At 66.4% G+C, this 23,861-nt stretch carries 17 protein-coding genes and 1 riboswitch; of the genes, 10 read left to right on the top strand and 7 right to left on the bottom strand.

The window, feature by feature from the left end; all coding sequences use genetic code 11:
- Window positions 1-3 precede the first annotated feature (3 nt).
- Window positions 4-1,530 (top strand): DHA2 family efflux MFS transporter permease subunit, encoded by a 1,527-nt coding sequence (locus VM621_RS19325; protein ID WP_325470596.1) that lies wholly within the window; start codon window positions 4-6, stop codon window positions 1,528-1,530.
- Window positions 1,531-1,678: 148 nt separating this feature from the next.
- Here VM621_RS19325 and VM621_RS19320 read toward each other — a convergent pair whose 3' ends face one another.
- Complete coding sequence (locus VM621_RS19320; protein ID WP_325470595.1) at window positions 1,679-2,212, bottom strand: acyloxyacyl hydrolase; 534 nt, start codon at window positions 2,210-2,212, stop codon at window positions 1,679-1,681.
- A 278-nt stretch (window positions 2,213-2,490) separates the two neighbouring features.
- Between VM621_RS19320 and VM621_RS19315 the strand changes: the two genes are divergently transcribed.
- Both VM621_RS19315 and VM621_RS19310 read left to right on the top strand, forming a co-directional pair.
- The gene (locus VM621_RS19315) at window positions 2,491-5,061 is read left to right on the top strand and encodes an EAL domain-containing protein (protein WP_325470594.1); all 2,571 of its coding nucleotides are present in this window, start codon (window positions 2,491-2,493) and stop codon (window positions 5,059-5,061) included.
- A 119-nt stretch (window positions 5,062-5,180) separates the two neighbouring features.
- Complete coding sequence (locus tag VM621_RS19310; RefSeq protein WP_325470593.1) at window positions 5,181-5,957, top strand: class III extradiol ring-cleavage dioxygenase; 777 nt, start codon at window positions 5,181-5,183, stop codon at window positions 5,955-5,957.
- On the opposite strand, the gene VM621_RS19305 is transcribed toward VM621_RS19310, so the two are convergent.
- Window positions 5,954-6,730 carry an SDR family oxidoreductase gene (locus tag VM621_RS19305; protein ID WP_325470592.1) on the bottom strand — a complete coding sequence of 259 codons (777 nt, stop codon included), beginning with the start codon at window positions 6,728-6,730 and terminating at the stop codon, window positions 5,954-5,956. The genes VM621_RS19310 and VM621_RS19305 overlap by 4 nt on opposite strands.
- A gap of 110 nt (window positions 6,731-6,840) precedes the next feature.
- Between VM621_RS19305 and VM621_RS19300 the strand changes: the two genes are divergently transcribed.
- Genes VM621_RS19300 through VM621_RS19290 form a run of 3 tightly spaced genes read left to right on the top strand, consistent with a single transcriptional unit; the run spans window position 6,841 to window position 9,767 of the window.
- Entirely contained in the window at window positions 6,841-7,743 is a 903-nt protein-coding gene (locus VM621_RS19300; RefSeq protein ID WP_325470591.1) for a LysR family transcriptional regulator, read from the top strand.
- 54 nt (window positions 7,744-7,797) lie between these two features.
- Window positions 7,798-8,358, top strand: coding sequence for a DUF2239 family protein (locus tag VM621_RS19295; protein WP_325470590.1), 561 nt, complete (start codon window positions 7,798-7,800; stop codon window positions 8,356-8,358).
- Complete coding sequence (locus tag VM621_RS19290; protein WP_325470589.1) at window positions 8,355-9,767, top strand: MATE family efflux transporter; 1,413 nt, start codon at window positions 8,355-8,357, stop codon at window positions 9,765-9,767. The genes VM621_RS19295 and VM621_RS19290 overlap by 4 nt, the downstream gene beginning before the upstream one ends.
- Window positions 9,768-9,929: 162 nt before the next feature.
- Here VM621_RS19290 and VM621_RS19285 read toward each other — a convergent pair whose 3' ends face one another.
- The 5 genes from VM621_RS19285 to VM621_RS19265 all read right to left on the bottom strand — a co-directional run bounded on the left by VM621_RS19285 (window position 9,930) and on the right by VM621_RS19265 (window position 18,754).
- Window positions 9,930-13,100: an efflux RND transporter permease subunit gene (locus tag VM621_RS19285; protein WP_325470588.1), complete on the bottom strand. Its 3,171-nt coding sequence runs from the start codon at window positions 13,098-13,100 to the stop codon at window positions 9,930-9,932.
- Between the two features lie 363 nt (window positions 13,101-13,463).
- Entirely contained in the window at window positions 13,464-15,347 is a 1,884-nt protein-coding gene (locus VM621_RS19280) for a TonB-dependent receptor domain-containing protein (RefSeq protein ID WP_325470587.1), read from the bottom strand.
- 160 nt (window positions 15,348-15,507) lie between these two features.
- A riboswitch (cobalamin riboswitch) is annotated at window positions 15,508-15,741 on the bottom strand.
- Window positions 15,742-15,787: 46 nt separating this feature from the next.
- Window positions 15,788-16,933: an N-acetylglucosamine-6-phosphate deacetylase gene (nagA, locus tag VM621_RS19275; RefSeq protein ID WP_325470586.1), complete on the bottom strand. Its 1,146-nt coding sequence runs from the start codon at window positions 16,931-16,933 to the stop codon at window positions 15,788-15,790.
- Between the two features lie 18 nt (window positions 16,934-16,951).
- Window positions 16,952-17,986 (bottom strand): SIS domain-containing protein, encoded by a 1,035-nt coding sequence (locus VM621_RS19270; RefSeq protein WP_325470585.1) that lies wholly within the window; start codon window positions 17,984-17,986, stop codon window positions 16,952-16,954.
- Window positions 17,987-18,001: 15 nt separating this feature from the next.
- Window positions 18,002-18,754 (bottom strand): GntR family transcriptional regulator, encoded by a 753-nt coding sequence (locus VM621_RS19265; protein ID WP_325470584.1) that lies wholly within the window; start codon window positions 18,752-18,754, stop codon window positions 18,002-18,004.
- 238 nt (window positions 18,755-18,992) lie between these two features.
- Between VM621_RS19265 and zwf the strand changes: the two genes are divergently transcribed.
- From zwf to eda, 4 genes are all read left to right on the top strand, one after another.
- Window positions 18,993-20,465, top strand: a complete 1,473-nt coding sequence (gene zwf / locus VM621_RS19260; protein ID WP_325470583.1) for a glucose-6-phosphate dehydrogenase — start codon at window positions 18,993-18,995, stop codon at window positions 20,463-20,465.
- The gene (gene pgl, locus VM621_RS19255; protein ID WP_325470582.1) at window positions 20,465-21,166 is read left to right on the top strand and encodes a 6-phosphogluconolactonase; all 702 of its coding nucleotides are present in this window, start codon (window positions 20,465-20,467) and stop codon (window positions 21,164-21,166) included. Before zwf ends, pgl begins: the two co-directional genes overlap by 1 nt.
- A 111-nt stretch (window positions 21,167-21,277) precedes the next feature.
- Window positions 21,278-23,089: a phosphogluconate dehydratase gene (gene edd, locus VM621_RS19250; protein ID WP_325470581.1), complete on the top strand. Its 1,812-nt coding sequence runs from the start codon at window positions 21,278-21,280 to the stop codon at window positions 23,087-23,089.
- A gap of 19 nt (window positions 23,090-23,108) precedes the next feature.
- The gene (eda, locus tag VM621_RS19245) at window positions 23,109-23,753 is read left to right on the top strand and encodes a bifunctional 4-hydroxy-2-oxoglutarate aldolase/2-dehydro-3-deoxy-phosphogluconate aldolase (protein ID WP_325470580.1); all 645 of its coding nucleotides are present in this window, start codon (window positions 23,109-23,111) and stop codon (window positions 23,751-23,753) included.
- Window positions 23,754-23,861 lie beyond the last annotated feature (108 nt).

Below are 23,861 nucleotides of genomic sequence, written 5' to 3'. Positions count from 1 at the left end.
CCCATGAGCACCGAATTTCGACCGCCAAACCTGGCGCTGTCCACGATCGGCCTATCGCTTGCGACGTTCATGCAGGTGCTCGACACGACGATCGCCAACGTGTCGCTGCCGACCATCGCGGGCAACCTGGGCGTCAGCTCCAACCAGAGCACGTGGGTGATCACCTCGTTCGCGGTCAGCAATGCCATCGCGCTGCCGCTGACCGGCTTCCTGACCCGCCGCTTCGGTGAAACCAAGCTGTTCGTCTGGGCCACGCTGCTGTTCTCGCTGGCCTCGTTCCTGTGCGGTATCGCGCAGAGCATGACCATGCTCATCGTCTTCCGCGCCATCCAGGGCGCGGTGGCCGGCCCGATGTATCCGATCACGCAGAGCCTGCTGATCTCGATCTATCCACCGGCCAAACGAGGCATGGCCCTGGCCCTGCTGGCGATGGTCACCGTCGTCGCGCCGATCGCGGGCCCGATCCTCGGCGGCTGGATCACGGACAACTACACCTGGCCGTGGATCTTCTTCATCAACGTGCCGATCGGCATCTTCGCCAGCTTCGTCGTGGCGAACCAGATGAAGGGGCGCCCGGAAGTCACCGAGAAGCCGAAGATCGACTACGTCGGCCTGATCACGCTGATCATCGGCGTGGGTGCGCTGCAGGTGGTGCTCGACAAGGGCAACGACGAGGACTGGTTCTCGTCGCCGTTCATCATCGTCACCGCGATCATCGCGGCGATCGGCCTGGCCGTGTTCCTTATCTGGGAACTCACGGACAAGGATCCGATCGTGAACCTGAAGCTGTTCCGCCATCGCAACTTCGCCATGGGCACGCTGTGTCTCGTGCTGGCGTATGCGGCGTTCTTCGCGATCGGCCTGCTGGTGCCGCAGTGGTTGCAACGCAACGTGGGGTATACGTCGACGTGGGCGGGTCTTGCGGCGGCGCCGCTGGGCATCATTCCGGTGATCTTGACGCCCTTCGTCGGTCGCTACGCGCACAAGTTCGACCTGCGCGTGCTGGCCTCGGGTGCCTTCCTTGTGATGGGCGCGACATGCTTCATGCGCTCGGAGTTCTATCTCGACATCGACTTCTACAGTGTCGCGATGGTGCAGCTGATCCAGGGCCTGGGCGTGGCGTTGTTCTTCATGCCGATCCTCAGCATCCTGCTGTCCGACCTCCAACCGCGCGAGATCGCGGCGGGCTCCGGCCTCGCCACCTTCCTGCGTACGCTGGGCGGCAGCTTCGCGGCGTCATTGACCACGTTCCTGTGGGATCGCCGCGCGGTGGTCCACCACGAACGGCTGACCGAATCGATCACGCCGTTCGATCCGACCGCGCAGCAGGCGTTGACCACCATCGGTCACGGCGATTCGCAGTACGCGACATCGGCGCTGAACGCGATGATCACCAACCAGGGCTATCAGATCTCGTTCAACGAGGTATTCCATCTCCTTGGATACGTGTTCATCGGCCTGGTCTTCGTCGTGTGGCTGGCCAAGCCGCCGTTCGCGGCGAAGGCGGGGCCGGCTGCGGCGGGGCATTAGCCCGCGGCGCGATCGCATCCGGGAGCAGCGGTCCCCTCCGGACACGCGCTTCATGGGGGAGCCGCTTCAGCGGCGATGCTCATCAAAAGAAAGGCCGGCACTTCGCAGTGCCGGCCTTTTCTTTTTCTTTGCAGCCAGCGAACCTCGATCAGAGGTTGAAGCCGATACCCACCAGCGCCATCGTCTCGCCGCGGTTCGGCTCGTGGAAGCTACCGTTCGAGATATGGCGGATCTGGAAGCTCACGTTCTTCATCTGCCAGCCGAGCGTGCTGACGAACTGGTAGCTGCTGGAGAGCGCCTGGGTGTGACCGCCCGCCGTGCCCGCCACCTGGAAACTGAAGAAGAGCGGCTGGTACCAGTCGCTGTCGCTTCCGTAGTGGAAGCGTGCGCCGGCAGCGCCGATCCACACGTTGTTCGTTACACCGGGGCGAGAAAATTCGTAGCGCTGGATGTTGCGGCCGTCGATGTAACCGATCGAGACATCCGGCGACCAGGTGAAGCGGCTATGGCCGATCTGATAGGCGTTGAACACCGATTCGACGAAGAAGGCGCTCGTGCCATGGGAGTCCATGTAGCTGCGGCCGCCCTGGATTTCCAGATGGGTTTCGGCAGCGGCGGGGACGGCGACGGCGGACAACGAAAGAGCGGCCAGGAGAGCAAGGGAGAGGCGGGACGAGCGCATGGGGGAGCAGTCCTTATGGTGGGACATTTGTTTGTGAACTGGATCGTTCGGTAAATAGTGTTCAGCGAGCGTGAATAAAAGAGGTTACTTAAGAATATTCGTACCGATATTGCATGCCCCTTTCTTCCGAACCCGTGTTTCGACCCTGGTATCAAGACGGTGGGAACCCTGCCGTTACAGACGCACAGGGCCCCGCCGCCGGTAGGCCGCGGGAGAGGATCGGCGTTGGGGCGGAAGGGGGCTGGACGGTGGAAGGCGCGCTGGACAGGGGAGCGGCGATGCTGCGCACCCGGCGTATCCGTCTGACCACCTGGGGCGTCGCGCTCGGCCTTACCGTGGGTCTGGTCACGCTCGTCGCCATCCTCCAGGTCGATGCCTACCGGGGCATGCTGGCCAGCGGGCGTCGCCAGCTTGGCGCGTCGGCGGGGGGCACGGTACGCATGGTCGACCAGGACATCGACGCCAGCCTCGGCCCGCTGCTCGCCCTCCGTAACGCGGTGGTCAGTGCCGATCCCGGGCCACTGCACATGAGCCTGGCCGAGGTGCAGGCCAGGCATCCCGAGCTTTCCACGTTCGTCGCGCTGGACGGCGAAGGGGGCGTCCTCGCCTGCACCGACGCGTCCCTCATGAACTGGCGCGAGAACTTCCGAGCGCCTCGCCGCGAGGCCCTGGGTGCCAGCGTGCGCGTGGTCGTGGCCGATGGGCAGGGCGGCGTGCCGCCGGCCATCCGCGTCCTCGTCGACTCCCGCGTGGCCGCGCCCGCGGCCTTTGGCACCGTGATCGATGAGGCGCGCGTGCGCGAAGCCATGAGTCGCTCCGCGATGGGCGCCAGCGCCGACATGGCCGTCTTCTCGCTGGATGGCCGCCGCTTCGCCGGCAATCGCGTCGGCAGCGACAGCACCTGGACCGGCCCCACGCCGAACGCCGGAGCGAGCGGCCTGCATGAGGACGACCGGCGGCTCTACGCCTGGGCCGCTTCGCCGCATTACCCGTTCGCCGTGCAGGTCGGGCTGGAGCGGGCCGGGATCTTCGACGAGTGGGTCCACCAGGCTCGCCCGTCGATGCTGGCGACGCTTGCCCTGGTCCTGCTGCTCAACGCTTTCGCCGCCGCCTTCGATCGGGCTTACCGCCGGCAGAGCCACCTCATCCGCGCCCTGTCGCTCAGTACGCTGCACCAGCGCGATACCGACCGCGATCTTGCCGCCAGCGAGGCCGCGTACCGCCAGTTGATGACGCGCATGCCGCTGCCGGTGATCATCGTGCGCGACGATCGGATCGAATACGCCAACCTGCTTGCCGACGAACGCCTTGGCCAGGACGGTGCGACACTTGTCGGCCGTCACGCGGCGGAGTTCATGGACACCGACGCGCTCGAAGCGATGCGCGGTGGCGCGCCGGAAGGAACGAGCGTCAACGCCTGGCTGAACCCCGAAGACGGCATGCCCTTCGAGGCCGAGCTGGCGTTGTCGGACTACCGTGACTCGCGTGGGCGCGGCACCCTGGCCATTGTCCGCGACGTGACGCAGCAGCGCCGCTACGAAGAACGCCTGAACCACCAGGCCACGCACGACGAGCTCACCGGCCTGCCCAATCGCCGCGCGCTGCGCGAGAAGCTGGAGCAGCTGGTCGGCGAATCGCAACGCGACGGATCGGGCCTCATGGTGCTCTTCGTCGACCTCGACCACTTCAAGTTCATCAACGACGCCCTGGGCCATGCGCTCGGCGACCAGGTGCTGCGCGACATCACCTTGAAGCTGGGCGACGTGCTCGACGGCCTCGGTCACATCGGTCGCTTCGGCGGCGACGAATTCGTCGCGATGCTTCCTTTCACGTGTTCGCCGGCGCGTGCGCTCGACGTGCTGCCGCGGATCCAGCGTGCCATCGAGGAGCCGCTCGAAGTCGGCGGTACGATGCAACGCCTGAAATGCAGCATCGGCGTGGCCTTCGCCACGCGCGACGGTTTCGACGCGGACACGCTCATTCGTAACGCCGACACGGCGATGTACGACGCGAAGCGCTCCGGGCGGCACACCTGGAAACGCTATTCCGCCGACATGCATGCCACCGCGATGGCGCGCCTCACCGTGCTGTCGCGTTTGTCCGGCGCCAACCTCGACCACGAACTGGCACTGGCCTGGCAGACCCAGCACTCCGGTGACGATGGCCGCGTGATCGGCGTGGAGGCCCTCTTACGCTGGCCATCCGCACCGGGCGATCTGAGCACGCCCGACAAGCTGGTGCCCTTGCTGGAAGAAACCGGTGCCATCGTGCAGATCGGACAGTGGGTGCTGCGCGAGGCTTGCCGGCAGCAGCGACGGCTCGCCGAGCTGCTGGGTCCGGACTGCCGGGTCGCCGTCAACATCTCGGCGCAGCAGCTGGTCCATGTCGATCTGGTCGCCGAAGTGCGCCAGGCCCTCGCCGAAACCGGCGCGAGCGCATCGTCGCTCGAACTCGAGCTGACCGAGAGCGCTTTCATGAACGAGCCGGCACGCGCGATTCGCACGCTGCACGAGTTGCGCGCCATGGGGGTCAGCATCGCGCTCGACGACTTCGGCACCGGCTATTCGAATCTGACCTATCTGTCGCGGCTGCCCCTGGACAAGATCAAGATCGACCGCCACTTCACCAGCGCGCTGCTGCAGGACGATGTCGACGCGTCGATCTGCCGCTCGATCGTCTTCCTTGCCCACAGCCTGAATCTGCAGGTCGTTGCCGAGGGCGTGGAGACCGAACGCCAGCGGCGCTGGCTGCTCGACGAGGCATGCACCGCGATGCAGGGTTTCTTCTTTTCGCGACCGGTGTCGATCGACGAACTTGGTCAGCGCGTGCGGGAACTCCGTTCGAACTGACCTCGCCCGTCGTTCCCCGGAGGACTCAATGTGTTCTTCCCACGGTGATTTATCCCCCGGAGCGTACCCCCTACATTGTTAGCTGGAGGCAGCCGCCTCCGCTTCGTCAGGTGTCCGCCATGTTCCGCGCCCCCGCCCTATTCATTTCCCACGGTGCCCCGACCTTCGCGCTGGAGCCGGGCCTGCTCGGCCCACGGCTGACGGAGATCGGCGAGCGGCTGGCCAACGCCATGGCCATCGTGGTGGTTTCGCCGCACTGGCAGACGGGCGGCATCCGCGTGACCGGCGCGGCCATGCCGTCGACGATCCATGATTTCGGCGGGTTTCCGCCGCCGCTCTACGCGCTCACCTACCCCTCGCCGGGATCGCCGGGGCTGGCGTGCGAGACGGCATCGCTGTTGATCGACGCGGGGTTTGTCGGGATCGTCGATCCCGAGCGTGGCTACGACCACGGCGCGTGGGTGCCTTTGCGTTACCTGCGCCCGAATGCGGACGTGCCGGTGATCCAGGTCTCCATGCCGCACAACCTCGACGCCGCCGGGGCACTGCGCCTGGGCAAGGCGCTGGCGCCGCTGCGCGACCGGGGCGTGGCGATCGTCGGTTCGGGCAGCCTCACGCACAATCTGTACGAGGTGCGGCGGTCGGGCGACAACGCGGCGTATGCCAGCGAGTTCGCGGCCTGGAGTCGCAAGGCCGTGCTCGCGGGCGACACCGACGCGCTGCGCGACTACCGTCGCCTCGCGCCCAGCGCGATCCGTGCGCATCCCACCGAGGAACACTATCTCCCGCTGCTCGTCGCCGCCGGTGCGGCGGGTAACGATGCCCCCACCGCTATCGATGGGGGCATCACGTACGGCGTCCTCTCCATGGACTCCTACGCCTGGGGCCTCAACTAGATCTGGGCCTGGCCGCCGTCGACGAACAGTTCGACGCCGGTGATGTAGCTGGCGTCGTCGGAGGCGAGGAAGGACACGGCCTTGGCGATCTCGTCCGGCGTGCCGGTACGGCCGAGCGGCGTGACCGTCTCCACGTAGGCGGCGTAGTCGGCGATCTGCTGTTCGTTCATGCCGAGTTCGGAGCTATAGGCCGGCGTGACGACGGTGCCCGGGGCGACGACGTTGACGCGGATGTCGCGGCCCTTCAGGTCGCTGGCCCAGGTGCGGGCGAAGGAGCGCAGTGCCGCCTTCGTCGCCGCGTAGACGCCGAAGGCCGGCGCGCCCTTGATCGACACCATCGAGCCGTTGAGCACGATGGCCGAGCCCGGACCCATCAGTTCCAGCGCCTTCTGCACGGTGAACAGCGTGCCCTTCACGTTGATACCGAAGTACTTGTCGAACTGCGCTTCGCTGATCTGGCCGAGCGGCGCGAACTCACCGCCGCCCGCATTGGCGAACAGGATGTCGAGACGGCCGCTTTTCTCGCGGATCGTGCCGAAGATCCGGTCGAGGTCGGCGGCCTTGGCGATGTCGCCCTGGATCGGCGTGGCACCGACCGAAGCGGCGGCGCTATCGAGTTCCGCCTGGCGGCGGCCGGTGATGTAGACCGTCGCGCCTTCGCGGACGAAGCGCTCCGCGGTGGCCAGGCCGATGCCCGAGCTGCCGCCGGTGACGAGGACGATCTTGCCGGCATGGCGGGTGGTGTGGATGTTGCTGCTGGCGAGGGTGTGCATGATGGTTGGCTCCGAAGACCGCGGCGCGGTCGATTCACCCAAGATGGTTATTCGGTGAGTGTGGATAAATAATGGAATTACGATTTCATTATTTCTATGGGGAAACAGCCGTGGATCATCTGCTCGCCATCCGCGTCTTCGGCCGTCTGGTGGAAACCGGCGGCTTCGCCCGTGCGGCCGATGCCCTGCGCATGCCCAAGTCCACGGTGACCAAGCTCATCCAGGGCCTGGAGGCCGAACTCGGCGTACGCCTGCTCGAACGTACCACCCGGCGCGTTACGGTGACCGCCCAGGGCGCGGCGTACTACGAGCGCACCCGCCAGTGGCTGGCCGAACTGGACGAGTTCGAGACGACGCTGGCGGGTGGCCGCAACAATCCCGTGGGCAGCCTGCGAATCGACACGGGGGGATCGGTGGCGGCAGGCCTGATCATTCCGGCGTTGCCGGCGTTTCGCGCGCGCTATCCAGGCATTCGCATTCAGCTCGGGGTGACCGATCGCACGGTCGACCTGATAAGCGAAGGCATCGACTGCGCCATCCGCAGCACGGGGGACGACCCCAACCTCGTTACCCGGCAGATCGCCGAACTGCCGTGGACGCTTTGCGCGACACCGGACTATCTCGCCCGCCGCGGCATGCCGGCGGTGCCGGAGGACATCGTCCGTGACGGCCACGATGTGGTCGGCTATTTCTCCGCCCGGAGCGGTCGCATGCATCCGCTGCGCTTTCGCGATGGGGAGCGGGCCTTCGAGCTGGAATTCGCCGCCGTGGTCGAGGTCAACGAGAGCAATGCGCACACGGCCGCGGCGATCGCTGGTCTCGGACTCGTCCAGGCGTTGGGCTTTACCGTCGCCGACCACGTGGCAAGGGGCGAACTGGTGCCCATCCTGCCGGCGTGGCAACCGGCACCGCTTCCCGTCTACCTCGTCTACCCGCCGGACCGGCGGCACAATGCCCGCTTGCACGCCTTCGCCGAGTGGGTCGCTGCGGAGGGTTTTACCCGGAGGTATTGACGAGGCATTTAATCCGGGTAATATAGAGGAATCACTATCGTTCCCCGAGACATCATGACCACCTTCGTTGCCTTCCATGGCATGACGCGCCTCGCCGCGGGATCGCTCGCCGCCGTGGTCGAGCGCTGCAAGCTCCTGCTCGACGCGCAGCCGGATGCGTCGCCGATCATCTACGACGACAGCACCGGCCGGGTCGTCGATATCGACTACCGCGGTCCCACCCACGACGTGCTGGCAAGGTTGCCAGGTGGCGAGCCGGCCGCCAAGCGCGGGCCCGGGCGTCCGAAACTCGGCGTCGTGGCGCGTGAAGTAACCCTGCTGCCCCGACACTGGGGCTGGCTCGCGGCGCAACCAGGCGGTGCGTCCGTCGCCCTGCGCCGCCTGGTCGAGACCGCGAGCCGGGAACAAGCGCCGGCGGATCGCCTGCGCCAGGCGAGCGAGGCGGTGGACCGGGTGATGATGGCGCTGGCCGGCAACCTGCCCGACTACGAAGAAGCCTCGCGTGCCTTCCATCGCAGCGAACGCACGCGCTTCGATGCGCTGACCGAAGCGTGGCCGCCGGATATCCGCGACTACGTTCGTCATCTCGCCGCGCGTGCGGGCGGTGAGGCGTGACGCCCCCGAATCGCCGCGCCGCGCTCACCGAAGGTCCGATTGCCCGCACGCTGCTGCTCTTCTCGTTGCCGATCCTCGGCGCGAACGTGCTGCAATCGCTGAACGCGTCCATCAACGCGGTGTGGGTGGGTCACTTCCTCGGCGAGGCCGCGTTCGCCGCCACAGCCAACGCCAACCTGATCCTGTTCTTCCTGCTGGGTGTGGTTTTCGGCATCGGCATGGCGACGACGATCATGGTGGGGCAGACGGTCGGCGCGCACGATATTCCCGAAGCGCGGCGGGTCGTCGGCACGGGCCTGGGTTTCTTCGTCGCCATCTCGCTGCTCGTCGCCATCGGTGGCTTCATCGCCACGCCGGAGATGCTTCGCGCCATGGGCACGCCGCACGACGCGCAGCCCTACGCGATCGCATACCTGCGGATCATCTTCGTCGCGCTCCCCGCGATGTATCTCTACACCTTTCTCGGCATGACGCTGCGTGGCGCCGGTGACTCGCGCACGCCCTTCGTGTTCATGCTGATATCGGTGATCCTCGATATCGCGCTCAACCCGCTCTTCATCTTCGGTCTCGGTCCGGTACCGAAGATGGGTATCGCCGGTTCCGCCGTGGCGACCCTGATCGCACAGACGGCCACCTTGCTCGCCTTGCTCGTGTGGCTGTATCGGAAGAAGTACTTCCTGTGCATCCACCGCCACGAACTGCGCCTGCTGGTGCCCGACCCCGCCATCCTGAAGAGCCTGCTCGCCAAGGGCTTGCCGATGGGTGCGCAGATGGTGGTGATCTCGTCGTCGGCGATCATCATGATGTCGCTGGTCAACCGCCACGGCTCGCAGACGACCGCCGCCTTCGGCGCCGCCTCGCAACTGTGGACGTATATCCAGATGCCCGCGCTGGCGATCGGCAGCGCCGTATCGTCGATGGTCGCGCAGAACGTCGGGGCGAAGCGCTGGGACCGTGTCACCGGTATCGGCCGCGCGGGTGTGCTCACCAACCTCGTGTTGACCGGCACCCTGGTGCTGGTCATCTACCTGTTCAACCGCGCCGCGCTGGTGCTTTTCCTCGGCAGCGACAGTCCGGCGATCGGCATCGCGCAGCATCTGAACCACATCGTGGTCTGGTCCTTCCTGCTGTTCGGCGTGACCTTCGTGATGTTCGGCGTCGTACGCGCCGCCGGTGCGGTCATGTTGCCGTTGGTGGTGCTGATCATCTCGATGTGGCTGGTGCGCTATCCCTTTGCCGCGCTGCTCGAGCCGGTCATCGGTGCGGACGCGATCTGGTGGAGCTTCCCTGTCGGCTCGCTCGTCTCGCTGGCGATCACCACCGTGTACTACCGCCGCGGAAGCTGGAAGAAGGCACACATGTTGCCCGCCACGCCACCGCCCCTCGCCGCGGCGGACCCGGTGGCGTAACGCCACCAGGGGGAACCGGTGCGGAGCCGATGCATTCGCGACGCGCCATGTGGGAGCCGCTTCAGCGGCGATCCCGCGTCAGCGGGCCGGGGCGTTGCGAGCACCCATCGCCGCTGAAGCGGCTCCCACAACGAGCGGTGGCTCCTACAACGAGCGGTGGCTTCAGGCCTTTCTCGCCTTGCGGATCTTGAGCCAGCGCTTGTAGCGGCGCTTCAGCACGCGACGATGCTTGCGCCGCGCCACGCGGATCTTGCGATCGTGGTTCCAGAGATAGATGGCCGGCGTGCTCAGCAGGGTGAGCAACTGCGATACGAGCAGTCCGCCGACGATCGCAATGCCGAGCGGCCTGCGCATCTCCGAGCCGACACCGAAGCCGATCGCCAGCGGCAGCGCCGCGCCCATCGCGACGAGGGTGGTCATGGTGATCGGACGGAAGCGCACCAAGGCGGCCTGGCGAATCGCTTCCACCGGCGACATGCCGTGCTCGCGTTGCGCGACGAGCGCGAAGTCGACCATCAGGATGGCGTTCTTCTTCACGATGCCGATCAGCAACAACACCGCGATGATCGCCATCAGGGTGAGCTGGGTCTGTGTGACCAGCATGGCGAGGAAGGCACCCGCGCCCGCCGCCGGCAAGGTCGAGATGATGGTCAACGGATGGCCGAGGCTCTCGTAGAGAATGCCCAGCACGATGTACACCGCGAGGATCGCTCCGACCAGCAGCACCATGCCGTTGGACTGCGCGTCTTTCAGGCGTTGGTTCGCGCCCGTGAAGTCCATGCGGATGCCTTCGGGCAGGTTGAGCTGGCGCACGGCCTCCTCGACCATGGTGTTGCCCTTGTCCGCCGAAATCTTCTGCTCGAGGTTATAGGTGATGTCGGCCGATTCGAGCTGGTTCTGGTGGGTGATCGAGGTGGGCGTGGCCACGGGGGCGATCTTCGCCATGGCGGACAGCGGCACCATGACGCCTGTCCCACTCTTCACGTACGTATTCAGCAGTGCATCGGGGCTCAGCGTCTGCGCCGCGGCAGCGGTGAGCACCACCCAGTACTGGTTGATGTCCGAGTAGATGATCGAGACCTGGCGCTGACCGAAGGCGTTGTACAACGCGGAATCGACCATGCCCATGCCGACCGACAGACGCCCGGCGGCATCGCGGTCGACCTGCAGCATCTGTTGCTTGCCGACCACGTCGAAGTCGCTGCCGACATCCTTGAATCCCTTCACCGTGCGCATCTTGCGCACGAGCTTCATCACCCAGGGCTGAAGGGTCTCGCCGCCGGTACTGATCAGCTGGAACGAGTACTGGCCGCGGTTGCCGTTGTTGCCGCCGCCGCCGAGGAACTGCACGGGGCTCATGAAGACCTGGATATTGGAGAGCTTCTCGTAGTCCTTGCCCAGCCGATCCATGATCTCCTTGATCGACTCCTTCCGTTGCCCCGGACCGCTGCCCTTCGGCTTGAGATCGATGAACATCATGCCGGAGTTGCCGACGGCTGCGCCGTCGTTGCCGCTGCCGAGGATGGTCGTCACGTCGGCGACGGTGGGATCGTTCTGCATCATTTCGCCGACCCGCTTGAGTCGGCGTGACATTTCGTCGGGCGAGATGTTCGCGTCCGCGGTGACCTCGGCCTGCAGCATGCCGGTATCTTCGTCGGGCATGAAATTGCCGCCAGCGGTCTTCACCACGGCGAAGCCGAGGCCGAAGGTGGCGATCAGCAGGATCAACGGCTGCCAGCGCATGATTCGCCGATGCCGCAGCGCCCAGTCGAGGGCGCGCTGGTACACGCCGAGAAGGCCGCGGTCGAAGCGCTCGAGCGCGCGCTCCCAACGGCTTACCTTGCGGTCGGCTTCGTCGTGCTTGAGATACCTGGCGCACAGCGCCGGCGTCAGGGTCAGCGAGACAATGGCCGAGATCAGCACGGCGGCGGCGAGCGTCACCGAGAACTCGCGCAACAGCTTGGTGACCATGTTGTTGCCGAACAGCAACGGCGCGAACACGGCGATCAGCGACAGCGTGATGGAGACGACGGTGAAGCCGATCTCGCGTACGCCTTCGAGCGAGGCCGGCATCGGGCCGGACCCGCTCTCCATGTGCCGGACGATGTTCTCGATGACCACGATGGCATCGTCGACGACGAAGCCGATGCACAGCACCAGCGCCATCAACGACATCGTGTTGAGGGTGTAACCCAGGATCCACATCACCACGAACGCGCCGGCCAGCGACAGCGGCACGCTCAGTGTGGCGATCAGGGTCGGTCCGAGGCGACGCAGGAACACCATCATCACCAGCACCACCATCACGATACTGATGAGAAGCGCGACCTTGACCTCGTGCAGGGCCGACTGGGTGGTCTGGGTGAGATCGAAGATCGGCGTGACCACGGCGTCGGCGGGCAGAGTCGATTGGAAGCGCGGCAAGGCGGCGCGAATCGCCTCGGCAGTGGCAATGGAATTGGCTTCCGGCCGTTTGCTGATCTGCATGGTGACCGAGCGATCGCCCTGGAACCACGCCGCCTGGTACTGGTCCTGCTCGCCGCTGGACACCTTGGCGATGTCGGCCAGGCGCACCGGGACATTGTTGCGCACGGCGATCAGGATCTTGGCGAAATCCTTCGGATCGCGCAGGCCGTCGTTGGCGGTCACCGTCATTTGCGTGTGGCCGTCGGACAGCACGCCCTGCGGGGAATTCACGTTGGCCGCGTTCAGCGCGTTGGAGACGTCGTTGGCGGTGAGCTGCTTGGCGGCGAGCGCGTTGGTGTCCAGTTCGATGCGTACCGCGTGCGGCGTGCCGCCGAACACCTGTACGCGAGAGACCCCATCGATCTGCTTCATGCTGGGCATGATCAGCGTGTTGACCACATCGAAGAGCTTGTCCGGCGGCATCGTCTTCGAGGTGAACGCGACAAGCAGGACGGGAATCTGGCCGGTATCGAACTTGAAGTACTGCGGTGGCACGGGCATGCCGGCCGGCAGGTCGGCGGCGGCGGCATTGATGGCCGCCTGCACGTCGCGCGCGGCGGCGTCGGTGCTGCGGTCCATGGTGAAACGGACACGAACGAAGCCAGCCCCTTCGGAGCTGTTGGAATACATCTGGTCGACACCCGGAATCTGGCCGAGGTGGCGTTCCAGGGGCGCGATGATGGTCGACGCCATGGTCTGCGCGTTCGCGCCCGGCATCTGCGTCTGGATGAAGACCGCCGGCACCTCGATCGAGGGCAGCGCCGCCACGCCGAGCAGCATGTATGCGATCGCACCGGCAAGGGTCAGCCCCGCCGCGAGCAGCGACGTACCGATCGGCCGGCGAATAAATGGTGCGAAAAAGTTCACGACACTCCCTGTGATCGCGGGAAGCATACCCGCGCCCGTGGACTTTATGACGTCAGAGCGACGGCGTCGCGTGTGCCTTTAGTGGGGGCCCTGCCGGAAGGCAGGGGTGCCGTGTTCATTTATATCGAGGCAATAACCGAATCTATCGGCTTCGATCGGCAAAGAGCTCGCCGATGAATCGGCTCCCACACCAGACCTGCCTGACCCCTGCAGGGTGGTGGCCTCCCTGTGGAAGCCGACTCCATGTGAGCCGGTTCACATGCGGAGCCGGTTCACACGTGGAAGCCGATTCACGTGCGGAGCCGGTTCACACGTGGAGCCGGTTCACATGTGGGAGCCGATTCATCGGCGATGGGTTTCGCCTCAACGCGCCGGCGAATAGCGAACAGTCAGATAATACGTACGCCCCAGCTGGTTGTAATACGCCGCCGTCTCATAGCGACGGTCGAACGCATTGGCCAGGCGACCCTGTACGCTCCAGTCGCTGTCCACGTGCCAGGTGGCGCGCAGGTCGGTCGTCGCGTAACCGCCCACACGGGTCGTGTTGGCCGCATCGTCGTAGCTGTAGCCCGCCGAGTAGACCGAGCCGCCGACGGTGAACGCGCCGAGGTCGCGATCCACGTCCACGCGCGCCGTGCGCTTGGGGCGACGGGCCAGCAGGTTGTCGTACTCGTCGCCGCTGTCGCGGTTCTTCGGCTGCTGCAGGGTGGCGTAAGCACGCAGGTGCCAGCCGTCCACGTCCGCGCCCAGCTGTCCTTCCAGGCCACGAATGCGCGCCTTGCTGACATTGATCGGCAGGAAGTTCGTGTCGAAGCCGATCAGGTCGCTGACCCGGGTCTGGTAGGCGTTGACCGCCCAGTTCCAGATGCCAGGGCGGGCCGACAGGCCGATCTCGGCCGTGCGCGACTTTTCCGGACTCAGGTTCACCGGGGCCCCGTACGGGTAGTACTCGTCGTTGAAGGTCGGTGCGTGGAAGGCGGTGCCGTAGGAGGCGGTGACCTTCATGCCGTTGTCGAAGCGGAAGCCGTACGCCGCCTGACCGGTGGTGTGGTTACCGAACTGCGTGTTGTGGTCGTGGCGCGCGGAGAGCTGGATCTCATTGGCCCCGAAGATGCCCTGGTACAGGGCGAACACGCCGGTGTTCTCGCGTGTGTCCTTGAGGTAATCCGTATCGCTCTTCAGTTTCTCCTGCTGGTAATCCACGCCGACGCTCAGGGTCTGGCCCGCGGCGAGCGTGAGATCGTTCTGCCAGGAAGCCTGGTTGCGCTTGGAGTACAGGTAACCCACGCGCGCCTTGTCGACCCCGTAGTGCACGAAGTCCAGCGTCTTGTCGGCGCCATTGAGGTAGTTGTCGGCGCGATCCTGGTTCTGGCCCAGGCTGATCGACATGCGCCAGTTGTCCAGCGCATTGAAGGCGAGCTTGGTGCCGGCGACCTGCTGCGAGCGGCGTGTCAGGTTCTGGTAGTCGCCGTCGTACTCGATGTCGCCCTTGCTACGCAGCCAGCTGCCTGTCAGTTCCGTGCCGTTGTCCCAGCGGTAGCCGCCGGAGAGAGCACCGTTATAGGAGCGGTAGGCGTCGTGGTCGGGCTCGTCGGTGAAGCAGCCCTTGAAGGCTGCGGCCGCGCCGATGCGGCAGGCGTTGATCCCCGAGGTGTACTGGCCGCCGAGGCTGGCGTTGTACCAGCTGTGCTGCGTCCCGCCGGAAAGGCCGAACTGGCCGTCCGTATAGCCGTGGCTGCCGCCGGTGACCGACAACGACGGGGTCGGCGCTTCGCCGGCCTGGCCGTGACGGGTGAAGATCTGGATCACGCCGCCGATGGCGTCGGAGCCATACAGGCTGGACCGCGGTCCGCGGACGATCTCGATGTGGTCGATCTGGTCCACCGGCAGCTGCTCATAGGCCGGGATGCCGGCGCCCACGGTGCCGACACGGACGCCATCGACCAGGACCAGGGTGTGCGAGGAGTTGGTGCCGCGCATGAACAACGAGGTCTGCTGGCCGATACCACCCGAGTTCGCCATGACGATGCCCGGCAGGCCCGTAAGCAGATCCTGCACGCTGACCGGCTGCAGGCGCTCGATGTCGTCGTGGGTGATCAGCGTGACCGGAGCGAGCACTTCGTCCAGTGGCGTGGCACCGCGGTTGGCCGTGACCACGACCGGGTCGAGCCGGTCGGCGGGGGCGTCGGCCGCGTGGGTGGCGGCGATGGACGACAGCAGGGCCATCGCGAGCAGGGTCTTCTTCATGGAGCCGGTTCCTCGGCCGCATTCGCGCGGCCATGTCTTTGCGTCGCTACAGGCGACACGGAGGACAAACGGCGAACGGCATGCGGGCACGGATCGACCCGGAACGCTGTCCGGATTCGCCCTCCGCGAATCGCCCAACAGAAGACGCCCCGCGATAGTCGCGAGGCGAATGCATCGGGCCGGTCTCCGGACTCACGTCAGCCACGGGTGGTGGCGGGATCCGGCGCCTTCCCGCTTGCGCAGTGGCGTTGGCCGGTTCCCGGAAGACCTTCAGGTCTTCCTGTCGCTTACCGTTGCGGGGGCAGTGCCGGAATAGTCGTCGGACGACGCACCGGCTTCCCGTTTCATCCCGCCGGCGAACGCCGGTCGGGACACCCGAACGGCGCCACTCTAGCGGGCCGCCGGGTTCATGTCACGCGGATTTAACAACTCAGGCGAGGTCAGCCGACCACGCGAACGCCACCGATCCAGGTCTCGACGACCTCATGCCTGTCGTCCATCACGACCAGGTCGGCACGGTAGCCGGCGGCGATGTGGCCATGCGTCGCCCCGAGGCCTAGGAAGGCGGCGGGATAGGTCGAAGCCATGCGTGCGGCTTCGTCGTAGGGCACGCCGACCATGTTGATGGTGTTGCGCACGGCCGTGGCCATATCCAGCGCGGAGCCGGCCAGCGTGCCATCGGCGGTCTGGCAGACGCCGTCCTTCACGGTGATCGTCTCGCCCTTGAGGACGAAGGTCGGATCGTCCGAGCCCACCGGCGGCATGGCATCGGTCACCAGCATCATCTTCTCGCGTGCCTTCGCCGCGATGGCGACACGCAACGACGCCGGATGGACGTGGTGGCCGTCAACGATCAGGCCGCACCAACTGGCCGGATCCTCGAGCGCCGCGCCGACGACGCCGGGTTCGCGGCTGGTGAACGGGGTCATCGCGTTGAACAGGTGCGTGAAGCCGCGGATGCCGGTGGCCAGCGCGTTGCGCGTGGTGTCGTAGTCGGCGGCGGTGTGCCCGGCGGCGACGATCACGCCGTTGGCAACCAGCTCCTGCAGCACGGCGGCGCTGGCGCGCTCGGGTGCCAGGGTGAGCAGGGTGACGCCACCGTGGCGGCGCGCGACCATCGCCACGTCGCTGGCGTCGGCGATACGGAACTTGGCCGGATCGTGCACGCCCTTGCGCTCGGGCGCGATGAACGGGCCTTCGAGGTGGATGCCGAGCACGCCCGGCACGCCCTGGGCCACGGCCTCGTTCACCGCATCGATCGCCTTCGCCATGACCTCGGCGTCGTCGCTGATCAGCGTGGGCAGGAAGCCGGTGGTGCCGAACTTCGCGTGCGCCTCGCCGATCCGGCGAATGGCGTCGACGGTTGGCGCATCGTTGAACAACACGCCGCCGCCGCCATTGACCTGGCAGTCGATGAAGCCGGGGAGCAGCGTGCGTCCACCGAGGTCGTGGCGTTCGGCCGCGCGCACGCGCGGATCGGACGGCAGCGCGAGCCCGGTGATTTTTCCATCGTCGATAAGGACGGCGAAGCCACCCTGGAATCCGTTATCGGTAAGGACGCGGCCGTTGACGAGCGCGAGGGTCATACGAGGAAACTCCGAAGATCAGACGGTTTCCGTCACCTTGTTCAGGTGCGGCGGAACGTCGGGATTGAAGCCACGACGCAGCGCGAGCGCGGCGGTGGCGCGATAGAAGCTCTGCACGGTGACGAGCACCGCGGCGATCGGCGCGGTGGCGACCAGCGGGAGGATGTCGTCGCCCGTGGCACCCGGTGCGGCGACCCACACCTTGGCGCCGCGCTTGCGGAATTCGGCGGCCACTTCGAGCACGCCAGGCAGGGTGTCGTCGTTCTGGGCAAAGAACAGCACGGGGAAATGCGGACCGACCAGGGCCATCGGCCCATGCTTGACTTCGGCCGCGCTGAAGGCCTCGGCGTGCAGGCCACAGGTTTCCTTGAACTTGAGCGCGGCTTCGAGCGCGCCGGCGAAGCCGAAGCCACGGCCGACGACGAACAGGTTGTGCGCGTCCACCAGGCCGTCGGTAAGTGCCGACCAGTCGGCGTCCCAGCCATGGCGAAGCTGCCCCGGCAGCGCGGTGATCGCGTCGGCGATCTCGGGCTTGCCGCTCCAGCGCGCGGCGATGTGCAGGATGGCGAACAGCGCGCCGAGGTAGCTCTTGGTCGCGGCGACGCTGGTTTCCGGTCCCGCATGCAGCGGCACGACCACGTCGGCGACATCCGCCAGCGGCGAATCGACCACGTTGACGAGCGCGACCACATAGGCGCCGGCCTTCTTCGCGGCCTCTGCGTTGCGGACCAGGTCGGGACTCTTGCCGGACTGCGAAATGGCGACGTAGAGCGCGCCGTCGAGGCGCTGCGCGGCGTGGTAGATCGAGGTGACGGACGGCGAGGCCGAGGCGGTGACGACGCCGAGCTGGGTCTCGAACACGTATTTGGCGTACATGGCCGCGTGATCCGAACTGCCGCGCGCGCAGGTGATGACCATGCGCGGCGGATGGGCGCGCAGCCGCTCGGCCAGGGCGCCGATCACGGTTTCGTTGTGGGCGAGTTGCCGCTCGACGACCTCGGCGGTCTCATGCGCTTCGCGGAACATCAGGGTGTCTTGCGGCTGGATCGTCATGGTCTGGTTGGCTCGTTAGTCGCTTTGCAGTTCGGCGACGAAGTCATAGATGTCCCCGCGGTACCAGGAACAGGTGAATTCGACGATCCGGCCGTCGTCGAGAAAGCTGCGGCGCTCGATGCTGAGTCCCGCGCTGCCGGCGCTCAGGCGCAACAAGCGCGTCTGTGCCGGACCGAGCACCACGGCGCGCAGTCGCTGCAAGGCACGAAGCGGTCGGTTGCCCAGTTTGTCGAGGGCCTCGTATAGCGAGTCCTCGACCAGGTTGGGGTCAGGCAGGAGCGACAACGGCACGGCGCTGCGCTCGATCGCCAGCGGCTCGTCGCCGGCGTAGCGCAGGCGATGCAGGCGGACCACCTGGGTGCCCGGCGACAGGTTCATCGCCATGGATTCCTCGGGGGTGACTTCGCCGATCGCGCGCTCGAAGAACTCCGAACGCGGGTTCAGGCCGCGGGCGCGAAGATCTTCGGTGAAGCTGGTCATCCGCGAAAGCGGCTTGACGATGCGCTCGGAGACGAAGGTGCCGGCGCCGTGGCGTTGGGTGAGCAGGCCATCCTCGACCAGGCCACCGATGGCCTTGCGCACGGTGACGCGGGACAGGGTGAGGGCCCTGGCCAGGTCGCGTTCGCTCGGCAGGGCGTGGCCGACCTGTACCTCGCCGTTCTCGATCACGTTGCGGATGGCCCGGCGCAGGCGCATGTACGCCAGCGGCAGCCGGGCGGCCGGATCGTGTTGCAGGCGCTGGTATTCGGCGACAAGGGCGAGTTCCATCCCCGGAAGATACCAATACCCGACCACTGCGGCAAGCGCGTGCAAGTCTGCCCATACCACCGCCGGATTCAAACAGTCGTTTGCACGATCCAAATGGGCTACGCAAACGTTTCCGTTGCGTCATCATGCGGTGAATGGTGGCGAATCGCCGCGGCGATTGGTACGGGGCTGGTATGACCTGGTATGTCACTGGTACGATCCGGTGGCATCTCCCCTCGACGTTGAACAGGCCACTGTCGTGAGCGCACAACTCCTGCCGATCGAGCCCTTCGATCTGGTCATTTTCGGCGGCACCGGCGACCTCGCCGTCCGCAAGCTCCTCCCTGCCATGTACCACCGGTTCGTCGACGGCCAGATCCAGCCGAGCAGCCGGATCATCGGCGTGGCGCGCGAAGGGCTGGACGACGCCGGCTACCGCGAGCAGGTCCGCGCCGCCATCGAGAAAGGCGTGGCGCACGTCGCCAAGGCCCAGCTCGACGCCTTCATCGCGATGGTCGGCTACCGTTCGCTGGACGCCCGCAAGGCCGACGGCTGGGACGAGTTCGCGGCCCTCATGGCCGGCCAGCCCACCCACATCCGCGTGTTCTACCTGTCGACCTCGCCGGACATCTTCACCGACATCTGCCAGCGTCTGGGCTCACTGGGCCTCAATGGCGAACGCTCACGCGTGGTGCTGGAGAAGCCGATCGGCCGCGACCTGCAGAGCGCCAACGCGATCAACGACGCGGTAGCCGGTTACTTCAGCGAATCGCAGACCTACCGCATCGACCATTACCTCGGTAAGGAAACGGTGCAGAACCTGCTGGCGCTGCGCTTCGGCAACGCCTTGTTCGAGCCGCTGTGGAATGCGCAGCACATCGACCACGTGCAGATCACCGTCGCCGAAACCGTCGGTGTCGGCCATCGCGCCGGCTACTACGACCGTGCCGGCGCCCTGCGCGACATGGTCCAGAACCATATCCTGCAGTTGTTGTGCATGCTCGCCATGGAGCCGCCGTCGTCGCTGGCGCCGGACGCCGTGCGCGACGAGAAACTCAAGGTGCTGCGTTCGCTGCGTCCCATCGATGCCAGCAACGCCGGTCAGCTCACCGTGCGCGGCCAGTATCGCGCCGGCGCAGCCGAGGGCCAGAGCGTTCCGGGTTACCTGGACGAACTGGGCAGCGACCAGTCCAAGACCGAAACCTTCGTCGCCCTCAAGGCGGAGATCGGTAACTGGCGCTGGGCCGGCGTGCCGTTCTACCTGCGCACCGGCAAGCGCCTGCCCAGCCGCGTGTCCGAGATCGTGGTGACTTTCCGCGCCTTGCCGCATTCCATTTTCGATCCGGCCAACGGTCCGCTGCTGCCCAACCGCCTCACGCTGCGACTGCAGCCAGACGAAGGCGTGAAGCTGTGGCTGACCATCAAGCACCCGGGCCCGGGTGGCCTGCGCTTGCGCCACGTACCGCTCGACATGAGCTTCGCCGCAGCGTTCGGTATCCAGCAGCCGGATGCCTACGAGCGCCTGATCCTCGATGTGGTGCGCGGTAATCCGACCCTGTTCATGCGTCGCGACGAAGTCGAGGCGGCGTGGAACTGGGCCGGCCCCATCCTCCAGGCCTGGGAAGGCGGCGGCGAGACGCCCAAGCCTTACACCGCCGGTACCTGGGGCCCGAGCGCCGCCGTGGCGCTCATCGAACGCGATGGCCGTACCTGGGCCGAGGATGCCGCCTGATGAACGCAAAAGTGAATCGCCATGAATTCGCCGATCGCCTGACCCTGGGCGATACGCTGGCCAAGGATATCGCCGGCAAGCTCGACGCCGCCGTCAAGGCGCGTGGCAAGGCCAGTATCGCCGTCAGTGGCGGCGGCACGCCGAAGCTGATGTTCGCGGTGCTGGCCGAGCAGGAAATCGACTGGTCCAAGGTCACCATCACCCTGGTCGACGAACGCTGGGTGGACGAAACCAGCGATCGCTCCAACGCGGCGCTGGTCAAGCAGCACCTGATCGCCCACGAAGCGCATGTCGCCGGCTTCCTGCCGCTGTTCGACAAGGCGCACGGGGACGACGTCGACGCCGCGCTGGCGGACGTCGGCCAGCGTGTCGATGCACTCGGCAAGCCGTTCGATGTCGTCATCCTAGGCATGGGTCCGGACGGTCATACCGCTTCGTTCTTCCCGGGCGGCGACCATCTCACCCAGGCGCTCGACCTCGACGGTAAGCAGAGCGTGCTGTCGATGCGCGCCGAAGGTGCGGGCGAGCCGCGAATCACGCTGAGCCTGCCGCGTGTGCTCGACACGCGGGCGCTCTACCTGCACATCGAAGGCAACGACAAGAAGGACATCCTCGGCAAGGCCATCGCCGGTGAGGATTTCCCGATCGCCGCGGTGTTCAAGCAGGATCGCGTCGCCGTCGACGTGTACTGGTCGCCCTGAGCCTGCGGTTTCCCCTGAACTCTTGAAGCCAACGTGCCGTGCGCGATACGCGCGGCCCGGGTCGCCCCGGCGGGGGCCGGCGACCCCACTACGTAGCCACGCGGAACTGCCATGAATATCCACCCCATCCTCGCCGAGGTGACTCAGCGAATCGTCGAGCGTAGCCACGTCTCGCGCGCCGCCTACCTGGCGAAAATCGAAGGCGCGCGCGGCAAGGGTGCGAAGCGCCACCACCTGTCGTGCGGCAACCTCGCCCACGGCTTCGCCGCTTGCACCGAGAACGACAAGGAAGCGTTGCGTAACGGCCATGCCGCGAACATCGCCATCGTCACCTCGTACAACGACATGCTCTCCGCGCACCAGCCGTACGAAAGCTATCCCGAGCGCATCCGCGCCACCGCCCGCACGTTCGGCGCGACGGCGCAGGTCGCCGGTGGCGTCCCGGCGATGTGCGACGGTGTGACCCAGGGCCGCCCGGGCATGGAGCTGTCGCTGTTCTCGCGCGACCTCATCGCCATGGCCACGGCCGTATCGCTCTCGCACGATATGTACGAAGGCGCGCTTTACCTCGGTATATGCGACAAGATCGTGCCGGGCATGTTGATCGGCGCGTTGAGCTTCGGTCATCTCGCCAGCGCCTTCGTGCCGTCGGGTCCGATGCCCTCGGGCATTCCCAACGAGGAAAAGTCCAAGGTCCGCCAGGCCTTCGCCATGGGCAAGGCCACGCGTGCCGAACTGCTGGATGCGGAAGCACGCTCGTACCATGGCTCGGGTACCTGCACGTTCTACGGCACCGCCAACTCCAACCAGATGCTGATGGAGATCATGGGGCTGCATATTCCGGGCGCCAGCTTCGAAGCACCGGATACGCCGCTGCGCGAAGCGCTCACGGCGGCTGCCGTCGAGCGCGTGCTGGCCAACGATTGCCTCGGCGAGCACTACATGCCGATCGGTCGCATCGTCGACGAGCGCTCCATCGTCAACGGCGTCGTCGGCCTGCATGCCACCGGTGGTTCGACCAACCACCTGCTGCATCTCGTCGCCATCGCGCGTGCCGCGGGCATCGAGCTGCGCTGGGACGATTTCGACGCGCTCTCGGCCGTCGTGCCCCTGCTGGCACGCGTCTATCCGAACGGCTATGCGGACGTGAACCACTTCCATGAAGCCGGTGGCATGGCCTTCCTCATGGACCAGTTGCTCGATGCGGGCCTGCTCCACGGCGACGTGAACACCATCATGGGCCATGGTCTCGAGGCCTATCGCCATGTCCCTCATCTGCAGGGCAATGCGCTCACATGGCAGCGCGTGTCCAAAGAGAGCGGCAACCGCGGCGTGCTCCGTTCGATCGCCGAACCGTTTCGTCACGACGGTGGCCTGCGCATGCTCTCGGGTAACGTGGGCCGCGGCGTGATCAAGGTTTCGTCGGTGCCCGACGACCGCATGATCATCGAAGCGCCGGCGATCGTGTTCGACGAACAGGACGACGTGAAAGCCGCGTTCGATCGCGGCGAGCTCAATCGCGATTTCGTCGCCGTCGTGCGCTTCCAGGGTCCGCGTGCGCGCGGCATGCCCGAGCTGCACAAGCTCACGCCGACACTGAGCCTGCTTCAGGACCGCGGACACCGTGTCGCCCTGCTCACCGACGGGCGCATGTCCGGCGCGTCGGGCCGCGTGCCGGCGGCGATCCACGTGACCCCGGAAGCCGAAGCCGGTGGCCCCATCGCGCGCATCCGCACAGGCGATCTCGTGCGCCTGGATGCCGTGGCCGGGACGATCGAAGTCCTGGTCGAGGCCAGTGAGTGGAACAGCCGCACTCCCGACAACATCGACCTCGCCATGCACCACACCGGCATGGGTCGCGAGCTTTTCGCCATGTTCCGCCAGTCCGCCGTCACGGCCGATCTCGGTGCGGGCGTCTTTTGATCTTCCGGAGCAGTACCTGATGAGCAACGAAGCGAAGCAGCAACTCGTCGAAGCCACCCTGCGCCTGGCGCCCGTGGTCCCCGTGGTGATCATCGACGACGCCTCGAAGGCCGTCGGCATGGCGCGCGCGCTGGTGGCCGGTGGCATTCCGTCGATCGAGGTCACCCTGCGTACGCCGGCCGCGCTGGATGCGGTGCGTGCAATCGCCGCGGAAGTGGAAGGTGCCTTCGTCGGCGTCGGCACGGTGCTGACCGCGCGCGATCTCGAAGCGGCGTACAAGGCCGGCGCGAAGTTCGCTGTCTCGCCGGGCAGCTCGCCGCGCCTGCTCGATGCCGCCGCCGACCACGATCTACCGCTGCTGCCGGGCGCTGCAACGTCCAGCGAGGCGATGAACCTTCTCGAGCGCGGCTACCGCTTCCAGAAGTTCTTCCCGGCCGTCCCGGCCGGCGGCAGCAAGCTGATTGGCGCCTGGGCCAGCCCGTTGCCGCAGATCACGTTTTGCCCGACGGGCGGGATCAGCCTGGCCAACGCGGCCGAGTTCCTCGCGTTGCCGAACGTGGTTTGCGTGGGCGGGTCATGGCTGACGCCGGCGCATCTGCTGGCCGCCGGCGACTACGCCGCCATCGAAGCGCTCGCGCGCGAAGCGTCGCAGCTCGGTCGCTAGCACCCATCGCCGCTGAAGCGGCTCCCACATAAAGCCCGCACACCGGCCAGACCTGCAGGAGCCGCCTCAGCGCCAATGCCCCCCTGTGGGAGCCGCTCCAGCGGCGAT

The sequence above is a fragment of the Luteibacter sp. genome (assembly GCF_035539195.1).
Classification (GTDB): domain Bacteria; phylum Pseudomonadota; class Gammaproteobacteria; order Xanthomonadales; family Rhodanobacteraceae; genus Luteibacter.
This window is presented reverse-complemented; position numbering and strand designations above follow the sequence as displayed.

Bases quoted from the DNA above. Each gene is read 5' to 3' on its own strand.
- nagA (WP_325470586.1), bottom strand. From the start codon at position 16,933: ATGACCCTCGCGCTCGTCAACGGCCGCGTCCTTACCGATAACGGATTC.
- eda (WP_325470580.1), top strand. From the start codon at position 23,109: ATGAGCAACGAAGCGAAGCAGCAACTCGTCGAAGCCACCCTGCGCCTG.
- VM621_RS19320 (WP_325470595.1), bottom strand. From the start codon at position 2,212: ATGCGCTCGTCCCGCCTCTCCCTTGCTCTCCTGGCCGCTCTTTCGTTG.
- VM621_RS19280 (WP_325470587.1), bottom strand. From the start codon at position 15,347: ATGAAGAAGACCCTGCTCGCGATGGCCCTGCTGTCGTCCATCGCCGCC.
- VM621_RS19315 (WP_325470594.1), top strand. From the start codon at position 2,491: ATGCTGCGCACCCGGCGTATCCGTCTGACCACCTGGGGCGTCGCGCTC.
- VM621_RS19270 (WP_325470585.1), bottom strand. From the start codon at position 17,986: ATGACGATCCAGCCGCAAGACACCCTGATGTTCCGCGAAGCGCATGAG.
- pgl (WP_325470582.1), top strand. From the start codon at position 20,465: ATGAACGCAAAAGTGAATCGCCATGAATTCGCCGATCGCCTGACCCTG.
- VM621_RS19325 (WP_325470596.1), top strand. From the start codon at position 4: ATGAGCACCGAATTTCGACCGCCAAACCTGGCGCTGTCCACGATCGGC.
- VM621_RS19265 (WP_325470584.1), bottom strand. From the start codon at position 18,754: ATGGAACTCGCCCTTGTCGCCGAATACCAGCGCCTGCAACACGATCCG.
- VM621_RS19295 (WP_325470590.1), top strand. From the start codon at position 7,798: ATGACCACCTTCGTTGCCTTCCATGGCATGACGCGCCTCGCCGCGGGA.
- VM621_RS19310 (WP_325470593.1), top strand. From the start codon at position 5,181: ATGTTCCGCGCCCCCGCCCTATTCATTTCCCACGGTGCCCCGACCTTC.
- VM621_RS19305 (WP_325470592.1), bottom strand. From the start codon at position 6,730: ATGCACACCCTCGCCAGCAGCAACATCCACACCACCCGCCATGCCGGC.
- edd (WP_325470581.1), top strand. From the start codon at position 21,278: ATGAATATCCACCCCATCCTCGCCGAGGTGACTCAGCGAATCGTCGAG.